The organism is Kaistella treverensis, assembly GCF_900114045.1.
Taxonomy (GTDB): Bacteria; Bacteroidota; Bacteroidia; order Flavobacteriales; family Weeksellaceae; genus Kaistella; species Kaistella treverensis.
On record NZ_FORQ01000004.1, the window covers coordinates 56,883 to 78,337 of the forward strand.

Annotated in this window: 17 protein-coding genes and 5 tRNA genes; 19 read left to right on the forward strand and 3 right to left on the reverse strand. The window is 38.6% G+C overall.

The genetic code is table 11. From position 1 onward, the window contains the following. The first annotated feature begins 90 nt into the window (after positions 1-90). The 3 genes from BMZ55_RS09945 to BMZ55_RS09955 are packed head-to-tail and all read left to right on the forward strand — an operon-like array spanning position 91 to position 4,436. Positions 91-600 carry a ferritin gene (locus tag BMZ55_RS09945; RefSeq protein ID WP_039343005.1) on the forward strand — a complete coding sequence of 170 codons (510 nt, stop codon included), beginning with the start codon at positions 91-93 and terminating at the stop codon, positions 598-600. Positions 601-621: 21 nt separating this feature from the next. Beyond that, complete coding sequence (locus tag BMZ55_RS09950) at positions 622-2,508, forward strand: DUF3857 domain-containing protein (protein ID WP_089820219.1); 1,887 nt, start codon at positions 622-624, stop codon at positions 2,506-2,508. Next, positions 2,505-4,436, forward strand: coding sequence for a transglutaminase domain-containing protein (locus tag BMZ55_RS09955; RefSeq protein ID WP_089820220.1), 1,932 nt, complete (start codon positions 2,505-2,507; stop codon positions 4,434-4,436). Before BMZ55_RS09950 ends, BMZ55_RS09955 begins: the two co-directional genes overlap by 4 nt. Before the next feature lie 53 nt (positions 4,437-4,489). Here BMZ55_RS09955 and BMZ55_RS09960 read toward each other — a convergent pair whose 3' ends face one another. Next, positions 4,490-7,642, reverse strand: a complete 3,153-nt coding sequence (locus tag BMZ55_RS09960) for a UvrD-helicase domain-containing protein (protein ID WP_089820221.1) — start codon at positions 7,640-7,642, stop codon at positions 4,490-4,492. 91 nt (positions 7,643-7,733) lie between these two features. On the opposite strand from BMZ55_RS09960, the gene rpsU reads away from it, so the two are divergent. The 15 genes from rpsU to rplL all read left to right on the forward strand — a co-directional run bounded on the left by rpsU (position 7,734) and on the right by rplL (position 14,815). Continuing rightward, positions 7,734-7,931: a 30S ribosomal protein S21 gene (gene rpsU / locus BMZ55_RS09965; RefSeq protein ID WP_039343013.1), complete on the forward strand. Its 198-nt coding sequence runs from the start codon at positions 7,734-7,736 to the stop codon at positions 7,929-7,931. Between the two features lie 82 nt (positions 7,932-8,013). Beyond that, a complete protein-coding gene (locus tag BMZ55_RS09970; RefSeq protein WP_089820222.1) occupies positions 8,014-8,910 on the forward strand; it encodes a tyrosine-type recombinase/integrase in 897 nt (298 codons plus the stop codon). Next, the gene (locus BMZ55_RS09975) at positions 8,900-9,190 is read left to right on the forward strand and encodes an HPF/RaiA family ribosome-associated protein (RefSeq protein WP_039343019.1); all 291 of its coding nucleotides are present in this window, start codon (positions 8,900-8,902) and stop codon (positions 9,188-9,190) included. Before BMZ55_RS09970 ends, BMZ55_RS09975 begins: the two co-directional genes overlap by 11 nt. A gap of 100 nt (positions 9,191-9,290) precedes the next feature. Further along, positions 9,291-9,364, forward strand: a tRNA-Thr gene (locus BMZ55_RS09980). 17 nt (positions 9,365-9,381) lie between these two features. Further along, positions 9,382-9,464: transfer RNA gene (locus tag BMZ55_RS09985), tRNA-Tyr, on the forward strand. A gap of 80 nt (positions 9,465-9,544) precedes the next feature. After that, positions 9,545-9,617, forward strand: a tRNA-Gly gene (locus BMZ55_RS09990). Positions 9,618-9,665: 48 nt separating this feature from the next. After that, a tRNA-Thr gene (locus BMZ55_RS09995) sits at positions 9,666-9,737 on the forward strand. Between the two features lie 314 nt (positions 9,738-10,051). Further along, complete coding sequence (gene tuf, locus BMZ55_RS10000; RefSeq protein WP_039343021.1) at positions 10,052-11,239, forward strand: elongation factor Tu; 1,188 nt, start codon at positions 10,052-10,054, stop codon at positions 11,237-11,239. Positions 11,240-11,294: 55 nt separating this feature from the next. Further along, a tRNA-Trp gene (locus BMZ55_RS10005) sits at positions 11,295-11,365 on the forward strand. 13 nt (positions 11,366-11,378) lie between these two features. After that, the gene (gene secE / locus BMZ55_RS10010; protein ID WP_039343023.1) at positions 11,379-11,582 is read left to right on the forward strand and encodes a preprotein translocase subunit SecE; all 204 of its coding nucleotides are present in this window, start codon (positions 11,379-11,381) and stop codon (positions 11,580-11,582) included. A gap of 15 nt (positions 11,583-11,597) precedes the next feature. Next, positions 11,598-12,140 carry a transcription termination/antitermination protein NusG gene (gene nusG / locus BMZ55_RS10015; RefSeq protein ID WP_039343026.1) on the forward strand — a complete coding sequence of 181 codons (543 nt, stop codon included), beginning with the start codon at positions 11,598-11,600 and terminating at the stop codon, positions 12,138-12,140. A 486-nt stretch (positions 12,141-12,626) separates the two neighbouring features. After that, on the forward strand, positions 12,627-13,070 hold the full coding sequence (gene rplK, locus BMZ55_RS10025; protein ID WP_039343029.1) for a 50S ribosomal protein L11: 444 nt from the start codon (positions 12,627-12,629) through the stop codon (positions 13,068-13,070). Positions 13,071-13,082: 12 nt separating this feature from the next. Next, positions 13,083-13,775: a 50S ribosomal protein L1 gene (rplA, locus tag BMZ55_RS10030; RefSeq protein WP_039343032.1), complete on the forward strand. Its 693-nt coding sequence runs from the start codon at positions 13,083-13,085 to the stop codon at positions 13,773-13,775. Between the two features lie 14 nt (positions 13,776-13,789). Next, the gene (rplJ, locus tag BMZ55_RS10035; RefSeq protein WP_089820224.1) at positions 13,790-14,392 is read left to right on the forward strand and encodes a 50S ribosomal protein L10; all 603 of its coding nucleotides are present in this window, start codon (positions 13,790-13,792) and stop codon (positions 14,390-14,392) included. Positions 14,393-14,446: 54 nt separating this feature from the next. Further along, entirely contained in the window at positions 14,447-14,815 is a 369-nt protein-coding gene (rplL, locus tag BMZ55_RS10040) for a 50S ribosomal protein L7/L12 (RefSeq protein WP_039343041.1), read from the forward strand. Positions 14,816-14,959: 144 nt separating this feature from the next. On the opposite strand, the gene BMZ55_RS10045 is transcribed toward rplL, so the two are convergent. Both BMZ55_RS10045 and BMZ55_RS10050 read right to left on the reverse strand, forming a co-directional pair. After that, the gene (locus BMZ55_RS10045; protein WP_089820225.1) at positions 14,960-15,724 is read right to left on the reverse strand and encodes a TIGR03915 family putative DNA repair protein; all 765 of its coding nucleotides are present in this window, start codon (positions 15,722-15,724) and stop codon (positions 14,960-14,962) included. Then, positions 15,725-16,984, reverse strand: a complete 1,260-nt coding sequence (locus tag BMZ55_RS10050; protein WP_089820226.1) for a putative DNA modification/repair radical SAM protein — start codon at positions 16,982-16,984, stop codon at positions 15,725-15,727. 593 nt (positions 16,985-17,577) lie between these two features. Here BMZ55_RS10050 and rpoB point away from each other — a divergent pair. Then, a complete protein-coding gene (rpoB, locus tag BMZ55_RS10055) occupies positions 17,578-21,405 on the forward strand; it encodes a DNA-directed RNA polymerase subunit beta (RefSeq protein WP_039343046.1) in 3,828 nt (1,275 codons plus the stop codon). Positions 21,406-21,455: the final 50 nt, after the last annotated feature.

Below are 21,455 nucleotides of genomic sequence, written 5' to 3' on the forward strand. Positions count from 1 at the left end.
CATAGTTTTATTTTTTTAATGTTAGAGCGGAATTTATTTCCGCTTTTTTGTTTGCCTTTTTTTATTATATTTGGTTAAGAAGTTAATATTATGATAAGTACAAAAGTCGCTGAACTTTTAAATCAGCAAATTACCAATGAACAGTTCGCCGCTCAATATTACCTTGCAATGTCCGCATGGTTTTACGCGCGGGATTTAGACGGGATAGGAAATTATTTCCGCGTGCAAAGTAAAGAAGAGCTGATGCATGCCGACAAGATTTTCGACTACTTAAATGACGTGGGCGCCGCTATCGAAATGGGAACAATTGAGAAACCGCCACACGAATTTGTGAACGCGGTCGAGATTTTCGAGAAAGCGTTTGCACATGAAAAACTGGTGACAAAAAGCATTTTTAATATTCTGAAAAATGCCAACGACGAAGGCGATTTCGCTACGGTGACGTTCCTTCAGTGGTTTGTAACCGAACAGATTGAAGAAGAGGCCAACGCTTCGCAGCTGGTTTCTAAGATAAAAATGGTTTCCGACAATCCGTCCGCGCTTTATCTTTTCGATCAGGAACTGGCGCAGCGCACTTTTCAGCCTGAAGCCGGAAATTAAATTCACCTAAAAAATTTATATATGAATAAATTTTACCTGCTGTTTTGTGCTTTTTTTTCGATTTACAGTAGCGCTCAGGAGTATGCTGTTTCATCAATTCCACAAAACCTTCTTACGAACGCGAACGCCGTAGTCCGCGAACAGTCACAAGATTACATTTTGAAATCTGTGAACGAAATGACCATCACGAAAAGCCAGGTGATAACGATTCTGAGCGCGGCGGGTGATCCATTTGCTACAGTTTATATTCCATATAATCCTACGACGAAAATCAGCAATATAAAAGTTGAAATGTTTGACGAAACCGGAAAGCTCAGCAAAACATTTTCGAAAAAAGACTTTTCAGATTATACGAACAATCCAAGTGCTGGCTTGTACACGGATGACCGCGTTTTGGTGCTTCGGCCAGTTTCGCCAAAATATCCTTTTACATTAAAAACAACTTACGAAACCAGCACATCCAACACCATTTATTTAAGCAATTTCTCGCCTGTACGAAGCTATAATATGGCGGTGGAGAAAAGCAACTTCAGCGTTACAAATTTGTCGGGAATTACAATCAGAACGAAAATTAGCGACAAACCTTTAGCTAAAGTTTCGGAAAATAAACTAGGTAACGTCTGGAAATACTCCTATCAGAATATCAGTGCGTTTGCACCTGAAGATTTATCGCCAAGTATTGATTATTTGGTGCCGGGAGTGGAGTTTTCACCGGAAAAATTCACCTTGGAAGGTAAGCAGGGCGATTTGACAGATTGGAACAGTTTCGGTAAATGGTATTTTAATGATCTCATAACGCCGGTTTCGCAAATTACACCTGAAATTAAAGCGGAAGTTGCGGCGCTAAATTTATCCGGCTCAACTTCGGAAAAAGTAAAAACACTGTATCAGTACATGCAGAACAAAACGCGCTATGTTTTGATTTCCATGGGAATCGGCGGTTGGCAACCGATGCCGGCGGCGGAAGTTAGTAAAAAAGGCTACGGCGATTGTAAAGCGCTTACCAATTATATGCGGACTTTGCTTACTGCCGCAGGAATTCCGTCGTATTATTCGGTGATTTACAGTGATGATTCTGTGATCAGTTTTGATAAAGATTTCCCTAAATTAGACGGAAATCACGTAGTACTGATGGTTCCTACCGAAAAGGAGCAAATTTGGTTGGAGAATACTTCGCAACGCGTTGCGTATAATCACCTAAATTATTCTTCGTATAACCGCAATGTTTTGGCGGTGGATGAAACTGGGATTAAAATAATTGATACACCTGTTTATAAACCGGAACACAGCAAGGAATTGATGGTCGCAAAAGTAAAACTTGCAGAAGACGGCTCCATAATTTCGGATGCGAACTTTCAGTTCACCGGTGGTCAATATGACCACAATCTGAGTTTAATGACTTTAAAAACAGATGAACTTAAAGATGCACTGAAAAGCCGGCATTTCAATTTACAGATTGATGACCTAGCCATGCAAAACCTTGCCAACAACCGCGACGATGCAAAAATCAGTTATGATCTGAACCTGAAAGCGAAAAGTTTTGCTAAAAAATTGGGTGATGATTTGTTTTTCCCGGCAATGCCGTTCTACCTGCCGGTTTCTTTCACCACCAACACCGAGAGAATGCTTCCATTCGAAACTGCTTTTCCGTTTCAGGACGATTACGAAATAGAGTTTACGGCGCCAGCAGGTTATAAATTTGCGGATTTGCCGGCAACTTCAGATTTTTCCACGGAGTTCGGTTCTTATTCTCTGACCTATAAAATGGAGGGTGAAAAATTGCTGGTCCGAAGAATTTTAACCATTAAAAAGGGTATTTATCCGAAAGAAAAATTTAAAGATTATGTAGACTTCCGGAAAAAAACCGCAACTAAAGACAATACAAAAATTTTAATTTCCAAAATATGATTAAAAAATTACCCCTTTTAATTGGATGTTTTTTTGCGAGCATCCTTTATTCCCAACATAAATTTTTAAACGACCCGAAAATTTCTGCTGCAGATCTGCAAAAAACAAAATCTGAAATTGATGCCGACGCACCGGCAGAAATACTGTACCGTTCCGTTCATTTTATTGTTGATTATGACGGAAGCTTGAAGCAGGAAATTGTAAGCCGCGTTAAAATTTACAATAAAGACAATGCCGGAGAATACCTGGATTATGAAATCCCTGTTTTCAACAACGGAAAAGGTGATTCGGAGAAGCTCATCGACCTGAAAGTTGTAACTTACAACTGGGAGAATGATAAAATTACACCGACTAAAATTACGCGTGACGAAAAATTTAAATCTAAAGAAGATAAAAATTACACCATCACCAAATTTGCCTTTGCGAACGTAAAAAACGGTTCTGTGGTAGAGTATTCCTACACAATTTTCAGCCCTTTTTTAAATTCAACACCACGAACTTTAATTGAATCGAAAATTCCAACGCGTTATGTAGAGTTTGTTTTTGACCACGCACTGCCGATCGGATATTCCATTAATTACAAAGGAAGTGTAGCACCTAAACACCGCGATGCCGGTCATAAAACGCTGTATGGAAACCAGTTTCAGACACACCGTTACGCTTACGAAGATCTGCCGGCTTTCAAGGATGAGCGTTATGTTTTAAACAATGATAATTATAAGACGGGTGTTAGAGCAGAACTGAATTCCACGCTGTTTAACAACATATTCAAGTCGTATTCCATTTCATGGAAGGATATCCAGAAACGCCTGTATGATCACGACGATTTCGGCGAGCAGCTGAAAAAAGAGAGTTTAGTTAAAAACCTGTTACCGAATGAAATTGCTGCAATGTCCACCAAAGTGGAAAAAGCTGCTGCTGTTTTAAAATTTGTTCAGAACAATTATACCTGGAATAAAGAAGATGAAGCTTTTACTGATAAAGGCATCAAAAATTTAATCACCACAAAAATCGGTAATACCGCAGAAATTAATTTGTTGCTGACAATGCTTTTGAGGAATGCTGGTTTAAATGCGGATCCTGTGGTGCTTTCCACCATTAATCGTGGGAAACTTACCACTTATAATCCGTCTATTTCACAGCTTAATTTTGTTTTAGCGTCATTTGACGACAATGGGAAATTTTATCTTTTAGACGGTACTTCAAAACTGACGGAGCTTAATATGGTTTCGCCGCGCGCCCTTAACGAATCGGGAATCATCATGTCGAAAGACGATGCAAAACTCATCAACGTTCTTTACCCCGAAGTTAGCAAAACCATACTTTCCATCGACGCTAAATTAAATTCTGACGGTACTGTTGAAGGGAAATTTGCCGACCGCGATACCAAATTGTACGCGATGATCGCCAATGAAGGCTTTACGGATGACCAAAAAACCTATTCGAAAAACTATCAGGATGAGTACAGGTTTCCGTTCACCAATTTAAAACATCAGCTGCACGAAAATAACGATTTCGAAACCACTTTCGATTTTTCCGCCGACAGTTTTGTGGATCATATCGGAAATAAAATGGTCTTTAACCCGCTTTTATTTCTTTATTCCCAAAACCACAGTTACAACCAAACAGAGCCGCGAAGATCTGCCATCGAGTTTTATTCGGCGTTTGACCGTGTAAAATCAGTAACCATTACACTTCCGGATGGATACAAGTTTGAAAATGTTCCGAAATCTAAGAAAATCCGTACCGAAGACAGCGGGATACAATACACTTATCTTGTAACTCAGAAAGAGAACAAGCTGACCATTGAAACCACCGTGCAGATTGATGACTCATCATTTCCGGCTGACTATTATCCGTTTTTCAAGCAGATTTACGATAACGTAACCAAGCTTGAAGCGCAGGTAGTCACCGCGGTGAAAAAATAACTTTATTTACCAAATTCAAAGACCGGTTTTCGTTTGCAAAACCGGTCTTTTTTTTAAACATAAATAATTGCTGTTTCCGCAACCTGATGTCCGAGAATTTCCAACACAGCGCGGTATTCATCAATTTGTTTCTGATGTTTTTCCTGCACATCGCCGGTTTTAAAATCAATGATGATGAAACCCTTTTCGGTAGAAATTAACCGGTCCGGACGATAAATTTTCGATTTTCCTTCAGCCGAAAGCATGATGTCTTTTTCATTAATCACCACTTGCTCCGGCAAAAAATACCGGGCGTAATCGGGGTTTTTTATGATTTTATAAATCCGTTCCGCGATATCTGCTTTTTCTTCGCTGGTAATTGTTCCGTCTAAAAGGTAAGTTTCCAGCGTTTTTTCAACATCATTTTCAGAATTTATTTTTGCTAAAACTTCGTGCGTGAAAATTCCGGTGCGAACTTTTTCAATTCTGTTCTGATAGTTTTTGGACGGCGTTGCAATTTTTATGGCATTTGGATTTTTCTCCTCTTTATTCCGGAAACTGATCGGCTGCGTGGTAAACTGCTCTTTCCGCGCGGTTTTATTCTTGCGAAGACCGTTATCGGAAATTGGGTAAAAATCAAAAGACGTCAGTTCTTCCAACATTTCATTTCTCGGAATTTCATCTTTTAAAAAGTCAAAAATTTCGAGGTAATTAGAGGTTTTTCCACCTTTTTCTACATACAGAAAAAGCTGCTCTGCTGCGCGCGTGGTCGCTACATATTGCAGACAGAAATCATCAATTTTTTGCTGATACGAATTTTTGGCATTAAAAGTGGAGATTTCTTCATCGTAAATCACCAGCTCATCCGAAAATAATTTTACGTTTACCGACGACAGTTTTTCTTCCGCGTTGGTATCAAACCAGTAGCTGCTTTTTCTGCTCGGCGCTTTGTTCCGCATCGGCAGCAGAACCACCGGAAATTCCAGACCTTTCGATTTATGAATGGTCATAATTTGCACCGCGTCCACATTTTCTGACGCCTGAATCGTGGTTTTTTGCGCTTCTTCGTCCCAAAATTTTAAAAATTCTTTCAGTGTAGAACCAGCGTTTTGCGAATAAGCGTACAGCATTTCGAGGTAATTTAAAAGAAAATCGGTTTCCTTGCCTTCCACCGAAAATTCCTTCAAGAAATGCTCCACGAAATTGTAAAGATTAAGCTGTAATAGACCGTCGGCGCTAAGGTTAAGGCTAAATTTTTCCGAGATAAACTGCTCAATTTTTTCCTTTTTACCAAAAGCTAAAATTTCGGTCATTTCGCGGGTAAAATCTTCGATTTCAATTCTGCCCAAAACATTCAGGTAATACAACATTTTTACGGCAAACTGCAGGTTTTTCGGATTTTCGTGCCAGCGCAGAAATTCCGTTAAAGCTAGCAATGTTACCGAAAGATTTAAGGTTAAACCTGATTCTGAAATGGTTTTGATGAAAACTTCTTCTCCATTGTAAGTCACTTTCAGATTTCCTAGATGTTGCGAATAGCTGAAAATATCGAAGTTTCCGCGGCACAAAATCGTGATATCTGAAAAGCGGAAACCTTGATCCAAACACGTTTGAATGTCGTTTTTCATTAATTCTGAAACTGCTTCATAATCCGTGGCTTTGCTTCCGGTATTTTCCAACATATTGATGCGCACTCGGCCTTCCACGGAAGATTTTGCCATTTGCTGCGAACCCGGACCGAAAATTTTCTGATGCTCCGGCTCTGTAAACTGCGACATATAAAGATAAAGCTGATTGTTGAAATCAACGATGTTTTTCGCGCTGCGGTAATTGTATTCCAGGTTTTCTACTTTTGCTGAAGCTGCGGAATTGTCGGAATTATTAATGATATCCAGCATCAGCTGAGAATCGCCGCCACGAAAACGGTAAATACTCTGTTTCGGATCGCCCACCAGCGTAAAACTCATATTTTCTTGAGAGTTTGCGTGATCGCGCAGCGGAATCAAATTTTGCCATTGCAGGAAAGAAGTGTCCTGAAATTCATCGAAAAAATAATGGCTGAATTTCGTGCCGATTTTTTCATAAATAAATGCCGTAGGTTCTTCACGAAGATTTTCGTGAATCATAATATTAAACTTGGAAAGCAGCACCAAATCATTTTCAAGCTCTATTTCCGCGAGTTTATCCTGAATATCTTTATTTACTTTTAATGGTAAAAGCGCTTCTAGAATTCTGGTTTTTTTCTCGATTTCAACGTAATTGGTGATAATTTTTTGCCGCTCAAAGAGCAAAAAATCCAGAATTTCTAAAATCTCAGACTGCTTTGCTTTTCCCTTTGCGGAAGCACCTTTCCTGATTCTTTCAATGCAGTTTTCTTCTTCCTGAAGTGTTGTGTAAAGCTTTTGTTTATTACTTAATGTTTTAAAAAAGAAGCCGCCAATACCGTTTGCACCTCCGGCGAAATCAGCAATTTCGATGTTTTTTTCTTCGAGCAAATTGAGCACATTTTTAGCAATTTCTAAAGATTCTTGCCGCAGTTCGCGGATATTTTCCCGCAGTTTCTTTTTGGATTTTTCATACAAATCCCAATCAAAATCTTTGTTTTGTTTCAGCTGAAAATAATGTTTATCCTGCACATATTCTTTTGCGGATTTATAAAGCGTTTGGTTCAGGTTTAAACGGTCGTTGTTGTCGAGTGAATAATTCACAAAATCCATAAAGGCGTGCGAAATATTATTTTCCTGACCGATGTCTTCCAACATTTTATCGACTGCTTCAATTAGAAAAGGTTCGGCATTGATTTCCAAAGCAAAATTTTGCGCAAGTCCCAATTCCTGAGAAAAACTGCGAACTAATTTTGCATTAAACTTATCAATGGTTCCAATGTTTAAAGTGGAGTAGTGGTGCAGCACATAATCCAGCATTTTTTTGGAACGCAGGTGAAGATCGTCCAACGAGATTTTAAAACCATCTTTTTCGAGCTTTAACTGGATATTTTTTAAATCTTCATTAGCTAGATAATCTTCCGCAGAGAAATCTTTTAACCAACTGATGATGCGGTGCTTCATTTCATTCGCGGCTTTGTTGGTAAAAGTAAGCGCGAGAATATTCTGAATTTTATCGGCTTGAGCGGGATATTTTAGACAAATAGCGAGAAGGTTCTGAACCAGCGCGTAGGTTTTTCCGGAGCCGGCAGAAGCGTAAATAACTTTATAATCGGGATTCATTTAATTCTAGGAATAGATTTTAAAAATACTAAAATAATTTGTCAATTCAATAAAAAATCATACTTTTGCAATCCAAAATGAGATGTAAACTATGTTAATAATCCCGGTAAAGGATGGTGAATCCATCGACAGAGCGTTAAAAAAATACAAAAGAAAATTCGACAAAACAGGAACTATCAGAGCCCTTAGAAGTCGTCAACAATTCAACAAACCTTCTGTTGTAAACAGACAGGCGAAATTGAAAGCTGCCCACAAGCAGAGAAATATAAGCCGCGACGAGCAAGCTTAAATAAAATTTTCTTTCTGAAAATATTCAAATCACTTTTCAAATACATATATTTGAGGAGTGATTTTTTATTGGTTACAGGGGTATGATTGAGCGATTTTTGGACTTTATTGCAGTGGAACGGCGCTACTCGCCACATACCATAACCAGCTACCGTAAAGATCTTTCAGACTTTACGGACTTTCTCCTGAAAACCGAAGCGCATCAGGAAACCACGAAAGTGGACAAAAAAATCATCCGCAATTTTATGTCGGAATTAAGTTCCACAGGAATTGCAAAACGCAGCATTAACCGAAAGCTTTCGACGCTTCGGAGCTATTACCTTTTTCTTTTGAAAGTTGGTGAAATAGAGATTTCGCCGCTGGAAAGCATCCAATCATTAAAATTTTACGCTGAAAAGCAAATCCCCTTTTCGGAAGATGAAATGCGCACATTGGAAACTTTGGAAAAAGCACCAAAAGACGGCGATTTTTTGAAAGAACTCATCATCGAAACGCTTTACCAAACCGGTATGCGGCGCGCAGAACTTACTTCGCTTCTTTTAAACGATGTGGATTTCAGCAAAAACGAAATTAAGGTGACAGGTAAAGGCAACAAATCCCGAATCATTCCAGTATCAGAAAAACTCTTAGCAAATTTTAAGAAATATTTAACCATCAGGAAACCCTTGACGGAGAGCGAGATGTATTTTTTCGTGGGTAAAAAGGGCAAAAAACTAAATGACAAGTTTGTCTATTCTACGGTTAATTCCTACCTTAGTCAGGTGTCATTAAAAGCGAAAAAAAGCCCCCACATCCTGCGACATAGTTTTGCAACACATGTTTTGGATAACGGCGCGGAGATTTCGAAAGTGAAAAAACTCATGGGACACTCGTCATTGGCTTCCACGCAGGTGTACACCAATGCGAATATCGAACAATTAAAAAAAGTGTTTAACAGTGCTCATCCGCGGGCGAAAAAAAATCTAGATTATGAAAATTAACGTTCAGTCAATCGGTTTGACTCCACATGCACCATTAGAAGAATATTTAGACAAAAAACTCAATAAGTTAGAAACTTTTTACGACAAAATCCATGGCTGCACGGTTTTTCTAAAAGTAGAAAATACGGGCGAAAAGGCCAATAAAACGGCAGAGATTAAACTGGAGGTTCCGGGTGATGATATCATGGTAAAGAAAACTACAACCACATTTGAAGAGAGCATAGACCTGTGTGCTGAAGCTGCTAAAAAGCTGCTAATCAAGAAAAAAGAATTGGCTTAAAAAAAATTGTAAAAAAATATTAAATAATATTTGTAGATTTAAAAAAAACTCCCTTATATTTGCACTCGCAAAAAGAGATAAGAGTTCTTTAAAAATCTTTGCCTCCGTAGCTCAGCTGGCTAGAGCAGCTGATTTGTAATCAGCAGGTCGTGGGTTCGAGTCCCTCTGGAGGCTCTGTTTTATAAAATATTGGGGAGATTCCAGAGTGGCCAAATGGATCAGACTGTAACTCTGCTGTCTTACGACTTCGTAGGTTCGAATCCTACTCTCCCCACGTTTTATAAAATACCTTGCAAATCTTAAAATTTATTTTAAATTTGCGCACCGTTTACCAACGTTTTTGGAAACAAAAATGCGGAAGTAGCTCAGTTGGTAGAGCGTCAGCCTTCCAAGCTGAATGTCGCGAGTTCGACCCTCGTCTTCCGCTCTAAAATCACAACCAGTACAGCGGCTTGTGATTTTTTTTTAAAATTTCGCCGACTTAGCTCAGGGGTAGAGCGTTTCCTTGGTAAGGAAGAGGTCGTGAGTTCAAATCTCATAGTTGGCTCTAAAAAAAATCTCTCTTTTAGGGGGATTTTTTTATTTTCAATAATGAAAAATTCGACAAAATTTTCGAGGTTAAAATGGCAAATTTTTCCTTTTTAAAAGAAATTGAAGTTTTTATAAAAATTCGCCGAGATTTTCAGAAATAAATATTTTTCTGTAAATTTGCAGTCCGGTATTTTAGCTAATATCTAACGCAGTGTAAATCAATATCTTTGGTGGTGGCTTTTTTTTATCGAAAAAAGTTTTCAATATTTAAAAAATCACTATATTTGCGCACTGAAAAAAGGAATAATTAATTAATAAATAATTTATATCATGGCAAAGGAAACGTTTAATCGTAACAAACCACACTTGAACATTGGTACCATCGGTCACGTAGACCATGGTAAAACTACACTTACTGCTGCAATCAGCAAGGTGTTATCTGACAAAGGATTCGGAACTGCAAGAGATTTCTCTTCTATTGATTCTGCTCCGGAAGAAAAAGAAAGAGGTATTACTATCAATACTTCACACATTGAATATGAAACTGCGAACAGACACTACGCTCACGTAGATTGCCCTGGTCACGCGGATTATGTAAAAAACATGGTAACTGGTGCTGCGCAGATGGACGGTGCTATCCTTGTAGTAGCTGCTACTGACGGACCAATGCCACAAACAAGAGAGCATATCTTACTTTGTCGTCAGGTAAACGTACCTAACGTATTGGTATTTATGAATAAAGTTGACATGGTTGACGATGCTGAGTTGTTAGAACTAGTAGAAATGGAAGTTAGAGACCTTCTTTCTTCTTATGACTATGATGGTGACAACACTCCCGTAATCCAAGGTTCAGCTTTAGGTGGACTTAACGGTGAGCCAAAATGGGTAGAAAAAATCGAAGAATTGATGGAAGCTGTTGATACTTGGATTGAACTTCCTACAAGAGATGTGGACAAAACTTTCTTGATGCCAATCGAAGACGTATTCTCTATTACAGGTCGTGGTACTGTTGCTACTGGTAGAATTGAAGCTGGTGTAATCAATACTGGTGATCCTGTAGACATCGTAGGTATGGGTGATGAAAAACTTACTTCTACCATTACAGGTGTTGAAATGTTTAGAAAAATCCTTGACAGAGGAGAAGCTGGTGATAACGTAGGTCTATTGTTGAGAGGTATTGAAAAAACCGACATCAAAAGAGGTATGGTAATCGCTAAAAAAGATTCTGTAAAACCACACAAAAAATTCAAAGCTGAGGTTTATATCTTGTCTAAAGAAGAAGGTGGTCGTCACACTCCATTCCACAACAAATACCGTCCACAGTTCTACGTAAGAACTACAGACGTTACAGGTGAAATCTTCTTACCAGAAGGTGTAGAAATGGTAATGCCAGGAGATAACATCTCTATCACTGTAGAATTGTTACAGCCAATCGCTCTTAACGTAGGTCTTAGATTTGCGATCAGAGAAGGTGGTAGAACAGTTGGTGCAGGTCAGGTAACTGAAATCTTAGATTAATTTCTAATTAAATATTAAAGTTCCGTAGGGATTCTTACGGAACTTTTTTTAATCTACGGGCATCGTCCAATGGTAGGATACCGGTCTCCAAAACCGTTGATCAGGGTTCGAGTCCTTGTGCCCGTGCAAATAAAAGATAATGAGTTTAGTAGATTTTATTAAAGGTTCTTATACCGAATTTAAAGACAAAGTTGAATGGCCAAAATGGCCAGAGTTGCAGTCGTCTACGATTGTAGTTACCATTGCTACCATTATTTTAGCGCTTTTTACTTTTGGTGTAGATTCATTGTTCAGTAAATCTATTGCGAATACCATCTCGCTCTTTATCAATCTGTTCAATTAAAATTATTTTCCCAAAATGAGTGACTTGAAGTGGTATGTACTGAAATCCATCAGCGGACAGGAAAATAAGGTGAAAGCCTATATTGAGAACGAAATGAAACACCACGGTTTCGAAGATTACGTTACTCAGGTGGTCATTCCTATGGAAAAAGTGATCCAGATTAGAAATGGCAAAAAAGTACCGAAAGAAAAACCATATTACCCAGGTTATTTGATGGTTGAGGCCAATTTGGTTGGAGAAATCCCACACATCATTAAAAACATTCCCGGTGTAATTTCATTTTTAAGTTCTACTAAAGGCGGCGATCCTGTGCCGATGCGTAAATCTGAGGTAAACAGAATGCTGGGCAGAATGGATGAACTTTCAGAATTTGCCATGGAAACAGCAATTCCGTTTGTGGTCGGTGAAAACGTAAAAGTAATTGATGGACCTTTCAATGGTTTCAACGGTACAGTAGAAAAACTACACGAAGAGAAAAAGAAAATCGAAGTATCCGTAATGATTTTCGGCCGAAAAACTCCGATGGAGCTCAGCTTTATGCAGGTAGAAAAAGTATAACAGCTTTTTTAAAAAATAAATTAAAAGTCAACTTTCCCGAGTTGACTTTTTTTAATTATTAATGGTCAATTATTAATTATTAATGCTTAATTATTAATTTTCAAAAATTTCCTGCTTTAAAGGCAAATTTTTCTCTTTTAGATTTTGAGAAAATCCATCATTTTAGCGGCGAAAATTTTCCACCCTGAAAATCATTTGAAAAAAATTCCTTGCTTTAACGGCAAATTTTTCTCTTTTAGTCCACGACGCGTTATTACGACACAACTATAATTTTTACCTGTTTATTTTAATTATAAACTGATCACTTTCGACTGTCAACTTCCACTGAGTAAAATTCTTTCTAAAAATCAAGGTCTTACCGCTTGTGTAATTAAAATTTATTCTTAATTTTGCAGTCCGAAATGTAGAGTGGTGATATGAGAACCCGCCCTGCAGATTTATAAATGCTTCCACATTCATAAATTACTTAATTTTTAAAAAGAAAAAATGGCTAAAAAAGTCTTTAAAATGGTGAAGCTCCAAGTAAAAGGAGGAGCGGCAAACCCATCTCCACCGGTAGGTCCAGCTTTGGGTTCTGCAGGGGTGAACATTATGGAGTTTTGTAAGCAATTTAACGGAAGAACTCAAGATAAGCCTGGGCAAGTTTTACCTGTAGTTATTACAGTTTTCGAAGACAAATCATTTGAATTCGTTATCAAAACTCCTCCAGCTGCTATTCAGCTTTTAGATGCTTCTAAGCAAAAGAAAGGTTCTGGTGAACCTAACCGCGCGAAAGTAGGAAGTGTATCTTGGGATCAGGTTAAAAAAATTGCAGAAGACAAGATGACTGATCTTAACTGCTTTACATTAGATTCTGCAATGACAATGATTGCAGGAACCGCCCGTTCTATGGGATTGAGAGTAACAGGAACTAAACCAACTAACGCTTAAAACCACAGAAAAATGGCAAAATTAACTAAAAAGCAAAAGGAAGCTTTAAGCAAAATAGAAAAAAACAAAATTTACAGTCTGGACGAAGCTTCGGCTTTGGTGAAAGAAGTAAACTTTGCAAAATTTGACGCATCTGTTGACTTGGCTGTTAGATTGGGTGTAGATCCAAGAAAAGCAAACCAAATGGTAAGAGGCGTAGTTTCTCTTCCACACGGTACAGGTAAAGATGTAAAAGTACTTGCTCTTGTAACTCCAGACAAAGAAGCTGAAGCTACCGCAGCAGGTGCTGATTATGTAGGTCTTGACGAGTATTTACAGAAAATAAAAGAAGGTTGGACGGATGTTGACGTTATCGTGACTATGCCTGCTGTAATGGGGAAATTAGGCCCGTTAGGTAGAATTTTAGGACCACGTGGTTTGATGCCGAACCCAAAATCAGGAACTGTAACCATGGATATTGGTAAAGCAGTCTCTGAAGTAAAATCAGGTAAAATTGATTTTAAAGTTGATAAATATGGTATTATCCACGCAGGAATTGGTAAAGTATCTTTCGAGCCGGCTCAAATTAAAGAAAATGCAGCTGAATTAATTCAGACATTGATGAAATTGAAGCCTACAGCATCCAAAGGTGTTTATGTAAGAAGCATCTACTTGTCTTCCACCATGAGTCCGGGTATTGCAATTGATACTAAATCTGTAAACTAATAATCTGTAAGACAATGACAAAAGAAGATAAAGTATTAGTAATACAAGAATTGAAAGACGCATTACAGGACGCGAAAGTGGTTTATGTAGCAAGTCTTGAAGGAATGAATGCTGCTGCAACTTCAGAATTCAGAAGACAGGCATTCAAGCAGAATATTACAGTAAAGGTTGTAAAAAACACTTTGTTACAGAAAGCTTTGGAGCAAATTGAAGGAGTAGATTACTCTGAAATGTTCCCAACTTTCGTAGGTAACTCCGCTTTGATGATTTCTGAAACAGCAAACGCTCCGGCTAAGTTGATTCAGGGATTCAGAAAAAAAGCTGAAATTCCTGCCTTAAAATCTGCTTATTTACAGGAAACTTTCTATGTAGGCGACGAAAACTTAGACGCTTTAGTTAGCATCAAGTCAAGAGAAGAAATGATTGGTGAAATCATCACATTGCTTCAGTCTCCACTTAGAAATTTACTTTCTGCGCTTCAGAACAAAGAAAACGCTGAAGGATCTTCAGAAGAAGCTGCTCCAGCAACCGAAGAAGCACCGGCAGAAGAAACTCCAGCTGCAGAAGCTGCTCCAGAAGCAAGCGCTGACGCTACAGATGCACCAAGTGCAGAGTAATTAGACTCAAAAAAAAATCAAAATAAATCGTTCAACAATTAAAACATTATTAAAATGTCAGATTTAAAAAACTTAGCGGAAACGCTTGTAAACTTAACCGTAAAAGACGTAAACGAATTAGCTGCTATTCTTAAAGAAGAGTACGGTATTGAGCCTGCTGCTGTAGCTGTTGCTGCCGGTGGTGGTGCTGCTGCTGAAGCTGTTGAAGAAAAAACAGAATTCGATGTAGTCTTGAAAGCTGCAGGTGCTTCTAAATTAGCAGTTGTAAAATTAGTTAAAGATTTAACTGGTGCAGGTCTTAAAGAAGCTAAAGATATGGTAGATTCAGCTCCGACTGCTATCAAAGAAGGTATCTCTAAAGACGAAGCTGAAGCTTTGAAAAAACAATTAGAAGAAGCTGGTGCTGAAGTAGAATTGAAATAATTTCTACCGCTAATTATAAAAAAAAACCGCCCTCAAAGGCGGTTTTTTTGTTTTTTACATAGGTGTTATTGAAAGCTCGAAAAATTCGCTGCTATTACGGCAAATTTTTTCGTTTTCTAAAATTGAAAAAAATGCCCGAAAAGCTCAGTATTTTTCAGTTAAATATTTCCAGTAACGCTTCGGCAACGATTGCACATGAAGTTTTAAATTTTTCCGTTCCGGAATATTGGTTTTGAAGAAATAACGTTGCCACAGTTTTTGATAGTTCATTTCCTCTTCGTGCAAAAGGGTTCCCGTTTTTTTCAACTGAAAATTTTCGTCGAAGTTTGGTTCAAAAAACTGCGCCTCTTCTAAATCATAAAAAACACCGTAACCGCGCCGAATATCGTAAATCATCCATTTCTGGTCCTGATAACGGTTTTTAAAATGGCTGATGATTAATGGTAAAACATTGAAATCCGGTTCAATCTTCGCGAAATAAACCTCGTCCTGCAACTTTTCAAATCTTACGAAAGCGTGCATTCTGTGCACTTCACGGCTTATGGATTTTGTAATTTTCGCAATTTCCATCATATCCGGATGCGCAAAATTATTCAGTATATTTTCCTTCGGAAATTCCAGCGACAGAGCAACCGCGGAAAGAATCAGGCGCTCTGCACTTTCCTTTTCCGAAAGATATACGCGCAGCAACTGCGAAACGCCTTTTTTGCCCAAATTAGCCTCCAATTTTTGCAGAACGCGTTTGGCTTTTTTCTCGTCGGTTTGCACTTCGTGAGTTTCAGAAAAAAATGCCGCTGTTTGGTGGTTTTTTTCGGAAATAATCTCAGCAGGTTGGAACTGATATTCGTAAACTTCAAAAATTGCGGTGAAAAGTCCTTCAAAAGTTCCGTCGTACAAAAGCGTCGTCATCTAAAAAAGCGTCAGTTGCTCCGAAAAAGGATTCTGAAATTTCGATTTCATGCCCTGCAAAATTATTTTCCTGAAGTTAAAATCATCAATGTATTTATTAAAAATATTTTGCGATTCAAATTCTACAAAATATTTTGCGCGGTTTGTCGCCACGCCCATTTTTTGCAAATGACTCAGATTCAGTTTTTGGAAAGTTCTCGCACTTAAAATTTTAAATACCGATTTTCTGCCGATTCCGGGTACGCGCAAAATCATTTCTTTCGTTGCGGTATTGATGTTCACCGGAAATTGCTCGCGGTTTCGCAGCGCCCACGCAAGTTTCGGATCGACTTCCAAATCCAGGAACGGATTGCTTTTTTCTAAAATTTCATCGGCTTTAAAGCCATAAAATCGCATCAACCAATCTGCCTGATACAATCTGTTTTCGCGTAACATCGGCACCTGCGAATCTATCGACGGCAGTCTTTTATCTTCCAGCATCGGTACATAACCGGAATAATACACGCGTTTCAGCTTGAAATTCTGGTAAAAATGATCCGCGACTTTAATGATTTTCAAATCAGTTTCGTCGGTTGCGCCTACAATCATCTGTGTTGATTGTCCGGCCGGCGCAAATTTTGGGACATTTTTGAAGAGTTTTTTCTCTTCTTTATAGAGAATGAGTTCATTTTTAATAAAACCCATCGGTTTAATCATTTGGTCGTGCGATTTTTCGGGTGCTAAAAGTTTCAAACCTTTTGTGGTCGGAATTTCCAGATTAATGGAAAGTCGGTCGGCATATAAACCGGCTTCTTTCATCAATTCATCACTCGCGCCGGGAATAGATTTCAGGTGAATATAGCCGTTAAAGTTGTGTTCTGTACGCAGTTTTTTCGCAACGCGAACCAATCTTTCCATCGTGGTGTCCGCATCTTTGAAAATTCCCGAGCTTAAAAACAAACCTTCAATGTAATTTCGCCGGTAAAAATTAATGGTTAAATCCACCACTTCTTCCACGGTGAAAGCGGCTCGTTTAATATCGTTAGATTTTCGGGAAACGCAGTAGGCGCAATCGTAAATGCAATGGTTGGTCAACAGGATTTTCAGCAAAGAAACGCAGCGCCCGTCTTCGGTGTAAGAATGGCAAATTCCGGAAGCGTGGCTGTCACCTAAACCGCCTTTGGTGTTTTTACGGTTTCCGCCGCTGGAGGAGCACGAAACATCGTATTTCGCGGCATCGGCCAGGATTTCAAGCTTTTCTTGCAGGCGGGGAAAATTCATAAATTTTGCGTTTTTGGAGCGTAAATTTACGAAGTAAAAGCATGGCGGCAAAAATTTTAATACTTATTTAACATAATAATTTAATCATTGATAATCAAGTATTTGGGCAAATTTTTTCAGTGCGGTTTGGGCATTTTTTTCCAGAATTCTGAATTCATCACCTTCTAAAGATCAAATTATTATTTGCAATTTATTGAAAAATTTAACTTAAATTTATAACTTCGTAGCTGTTCTACGGATAGACAATATTTGCCAATCCCGCAAAGAAATTGTATCTTTGCAGTCTATTTTGGCGCAAATAATTATACATCAGACCTTAATTAATTGATTTTCAACTCTTTCATTTTTTGAAAGAGGATTTTCCGTTTTCTATAGTCAGCAAATAATAATTTAGCCGAAATACAGTGAAAATATTTTGCATTACGTCGTGAAAAGATATACCGATGTTGCAGTTAGAGAGAGCTTCGAGGAACTGTGAGTGATAATTCTACTGATTGCGCCAAAAATCACCTGTTAAATCACCCTTTTTTCCTGTTTTTCTTTCTGATATTTTGAAACAAAATATTTTTTAACCCTCATTCTTTAATTTTTTTATGAGTAAATCTAAAGCAGTCGCTAAAGCTCAGGCCAACCAAAGAATCAATTTCTCCGAAGCAAAAGGGAAAATTGTGACTCCTGACTTTTTGGACATTCAGATCCAATCTTTCAAAGATTTTTTCCAGTTGGATACCCTTCCGGAGCAAAGACTCAATGAATCTTTGTACAAAACCTTTCAAGAAAATTTCCCAATTACCGATTCCCGAAACAATTTCGTTTTGGAGTTTTTGGACTATTTGGTTGATTCCCCAAGATACTCGATCGACGAGTGTGTAGAAAGAGGTTTAACTTATTCAGTTCCTCTAAAAGCGAGATTAAAACTGTACTGTACAGACCCGGAACATGAAGATTTCCAGACTGTTGTACAGGACGTTTATTTAGGACCGGTTCCATATATGACGCCTTCCGGTTCATTTATCATCAACGGTGCAGAGCGTGTTATCGTAACACAGTTACACCGTTCTCCTGGTGTTTTCTTTGGCCAGACTTATCACGCCAACGGAACAAAATTGTATTATTCCAGAATTATTCCTTTCAAAGGATCTTGGATGGAATTTACAACCGACATCAACAATGTGATGTTCGCCTATATCGACCGTAAGAAAAAATTGCCTTTAACAACTTTGTTAAGAGCGATCGGATACGAGTCTGATAAAGATATCCTTCAGATTTTCGACCTTGCCGAAGAAGTGAAAGTTTCTAAAGCTGCGTTGAAAAAAGTAGAAGGAAGAGTTCTTGCTGCGAGAGTTTTGAACACCTGGTTCGAAGATTTCGTGGACGAAGATACTGGTGAAGTAGTTTCTATCGAAAGAAACGAAATCATCTTAGACCGTGAAACTGTTCTTGAAAAAGAACACATTGATATGATAATGGATTCTGGTGTGAAATCAATCTTGATTCACAAAGAAAATGCAAACGAGTTTTCTATCATCCAGAATACTTTACAGAAAGATCCAACCAACTCGGAAAAAGAAGCGGTAGAATATATTTACCGTCAGTTACGTAACGCAGATCCGCCAGATGAGGAAACAGCACGTGGAATTATTGAAAAATTATTCTTCTCGGAGCAGCGTTACTCTTTAGGTGAAGTTGGACGTTACAGATTAAACAAAAAATTAAACCTGAATATCCCGGAAAAAACTGAAGTTTTGACCAAAGAGGATATCATCGCGATTGTACGTCACCTTATCGAATTGGTGAACGCAAAAGCAGAGGTTGATGATATTGACCACTTGTCAAACCGACGTATTAAAACCGTTGGTGAGCAGTTATCAGGTCAGTTCAGCGTAGGACTTTCAAGAATCGCAAGAACCATCAGAGAAAGAATGAACGTTAGAGATAACGAAATATTTACTCCGATTGATTTGGTAAATGCGAAAACTTTAACTTCTGTTATCAACTCGTTCTTCGGAACCAACCAGTTGTCACAGTTCATGGATCAAACCAATCCATTATCCGAGATCACGCACAAGCGTAGACTTTCGGCTTTAGGACCTGGTGGACTTTCAAGAGAAAGAGCAGGTTTTGAGGTACGTGACGTTCACCATACACACTACGGAAGAATTTGCCCTATTGAAACTCCAGAGGGACCAAACATTGGTTTGATTTCATCTTTGGGTATTTATGCGAAAATCAACAGTCTTGGTTTCATCGAAACTCCATACAGAAAAGTAGAAAACGGTAAAGTTGACTTAAAAACTGCGCCGGTTTACTTAAATGCGGAAGATGAAGAAGATCGTGTAATTGCGCAGGCGAATATCGAGATGAAAGACGACGGAACCATCAGCACTGACCGTGTGATTGCACGTTTGGATGGTGATTATCCGGTTGTTGAGCCACAACAGGTTGACTTGATCGATGTTGCACCGAACCAGATTTCCGGTATTTCTGCGTCATTAATTCCATTCTTGGAGCATGATGATGCGAACCGTGCGTTGATGGGATCGAATATGATGCGTCAGGCCGTTCCGTTATTGAAACCGGAAGCACCAATTGTTGGAACAGGTTTGGAAAAACAGGTTGCTACAGATTCACGTGTTTTAATCAATGCTGAAGGAACAGGTGTAGTAGAGTATGTTGATGCAAACAAGATCACCATTAAATATGACAGAACTGAAGATCAGGATCTCGTGTCTTTTGATTCAGGAACTAAAACATATAAATTAACCAAATTCCGTAAAACCAACCAAAGTACCACTATCACCTTGAGACCAAACGTAAGAGTAGGTGACAAAGTAGAAAAAGGTCAGGTTCTTTGTGACGGTTATGCGACAGAAAATGGAGAATTAGCGATCGGTAGAAACCTTACTGTAGCATTTATGCCATGGAAAGGGTACAATTTCGAGGATGCGATTGTAATTAACGAAAAAGTAGTACGTGAAGACTGGTTTACTTCAATTCACGTTGATGAATATTCACTGGAAGTTCGTGATACCAAATTAGGTATGGAAGAATTAACCGCGGATATACCGAACGTTTCTGAAGAAGCTACAAAAGATCTTGACGAAAACGGTATGATTAGAATCGGTGCTGATGTGAAGCCTGGTGATATTATGATTGGAAAGATTACTCCAAAAGGAGAATCTGATCCAACACCGGAAGAAAAACTATTACGCGCGATCTTTGGTGACAAAGCAGGAGATGTAAAAGATGCTTCGTTGAAAGCAGATTCTTCTTTAAGAGGAGTTGTTATCAACAAAAAACTGTTCTCCAGAAATATCAAAGACAAAAAGAAAAGATCCGAAGAGAAATTAAAACTTGAGGAAATCGAAAATACGTACAAAGCGAAGTTCGATGAATTAAGAAATACACTTCTTGAAAAATTAGGAACTTTAGTTAACGGTAAAACTTCACAAGGCGTAAATAACGACCTAAACGAAGAAATTATCGGTAAAGGCGTGAAGTTTACAACAAAACTTCTACAATCTGTTGAAGATTATGTAAACGTAAGCGGCGCGGACTGGACTGTAGATGCAGAGCGTAACAGCCTTGTAAAACAGTTGATCCACAACTATAAGATTAAATATAACGACATTCAGGGAATCAAAAACCGTGAGAAGTTTGCCATTTCAATTGGTGATGAACTTCCTGCAGGTATCATTAAACTTGCGAAAGTTTATGTTGCTAAAAAACGTAAACTGAACGTAGGTGATAAAATGGCGGGTCGTCACGGTAACAAAGGGATCGTTTCCAGAATCGTACGTGAAGAAGATATGCCGTTCTTAGAAGATGGAACTCCGGTAGATATCGTTTTGAATCCACTTGGTGTACCATCCCGTATGAACATCGGTCAGATTTATGAGACCGTTTTAGGCTGGGCAGGTCAAAAATTAGGATTAAAATTTGCAACGCCGATCTTCGATGGTGCAAGTTTAGACCAGATTACAGAGTATACCGACCAGGCAGGTTTACCAAAATATGGCAGCACTTACCTTTATGACGGAGGAACAGGTGAAAGATTCGCGCAGCCGGCAACGGTTGGAATTATTTACATGTTGAAACTTGGTCACATGGTAGATGATAAAATGCACGCACGTTCTATCGGACCTTACTCATTGATTACGCAGCAGCCGTTAGGTGGTAAAGCGCAGTTTGGTGGACAGAGATTCGGTGAGATGGAGGTTTGGGCATTGGAAGCGTTTGGTGCTTCAAACATCCTTCGTGAAATCCTGACCGTGAAGTCGGATGACGTGATTGGTAGAGCTAAAACTTACGAAGCAATTGCAAAAGGTGAAGCAATGCCTGAACCAGGTATTCCGGAATCCTTCAATGTATTGCTGCATGAGTTACAGGGTCTTGGTCTTGATGTAAGACTTGAGGAATAATTTTAAATTTTAAATTCAAATTTTTCGGCCTTTTAGCCCGGAAAAAATCT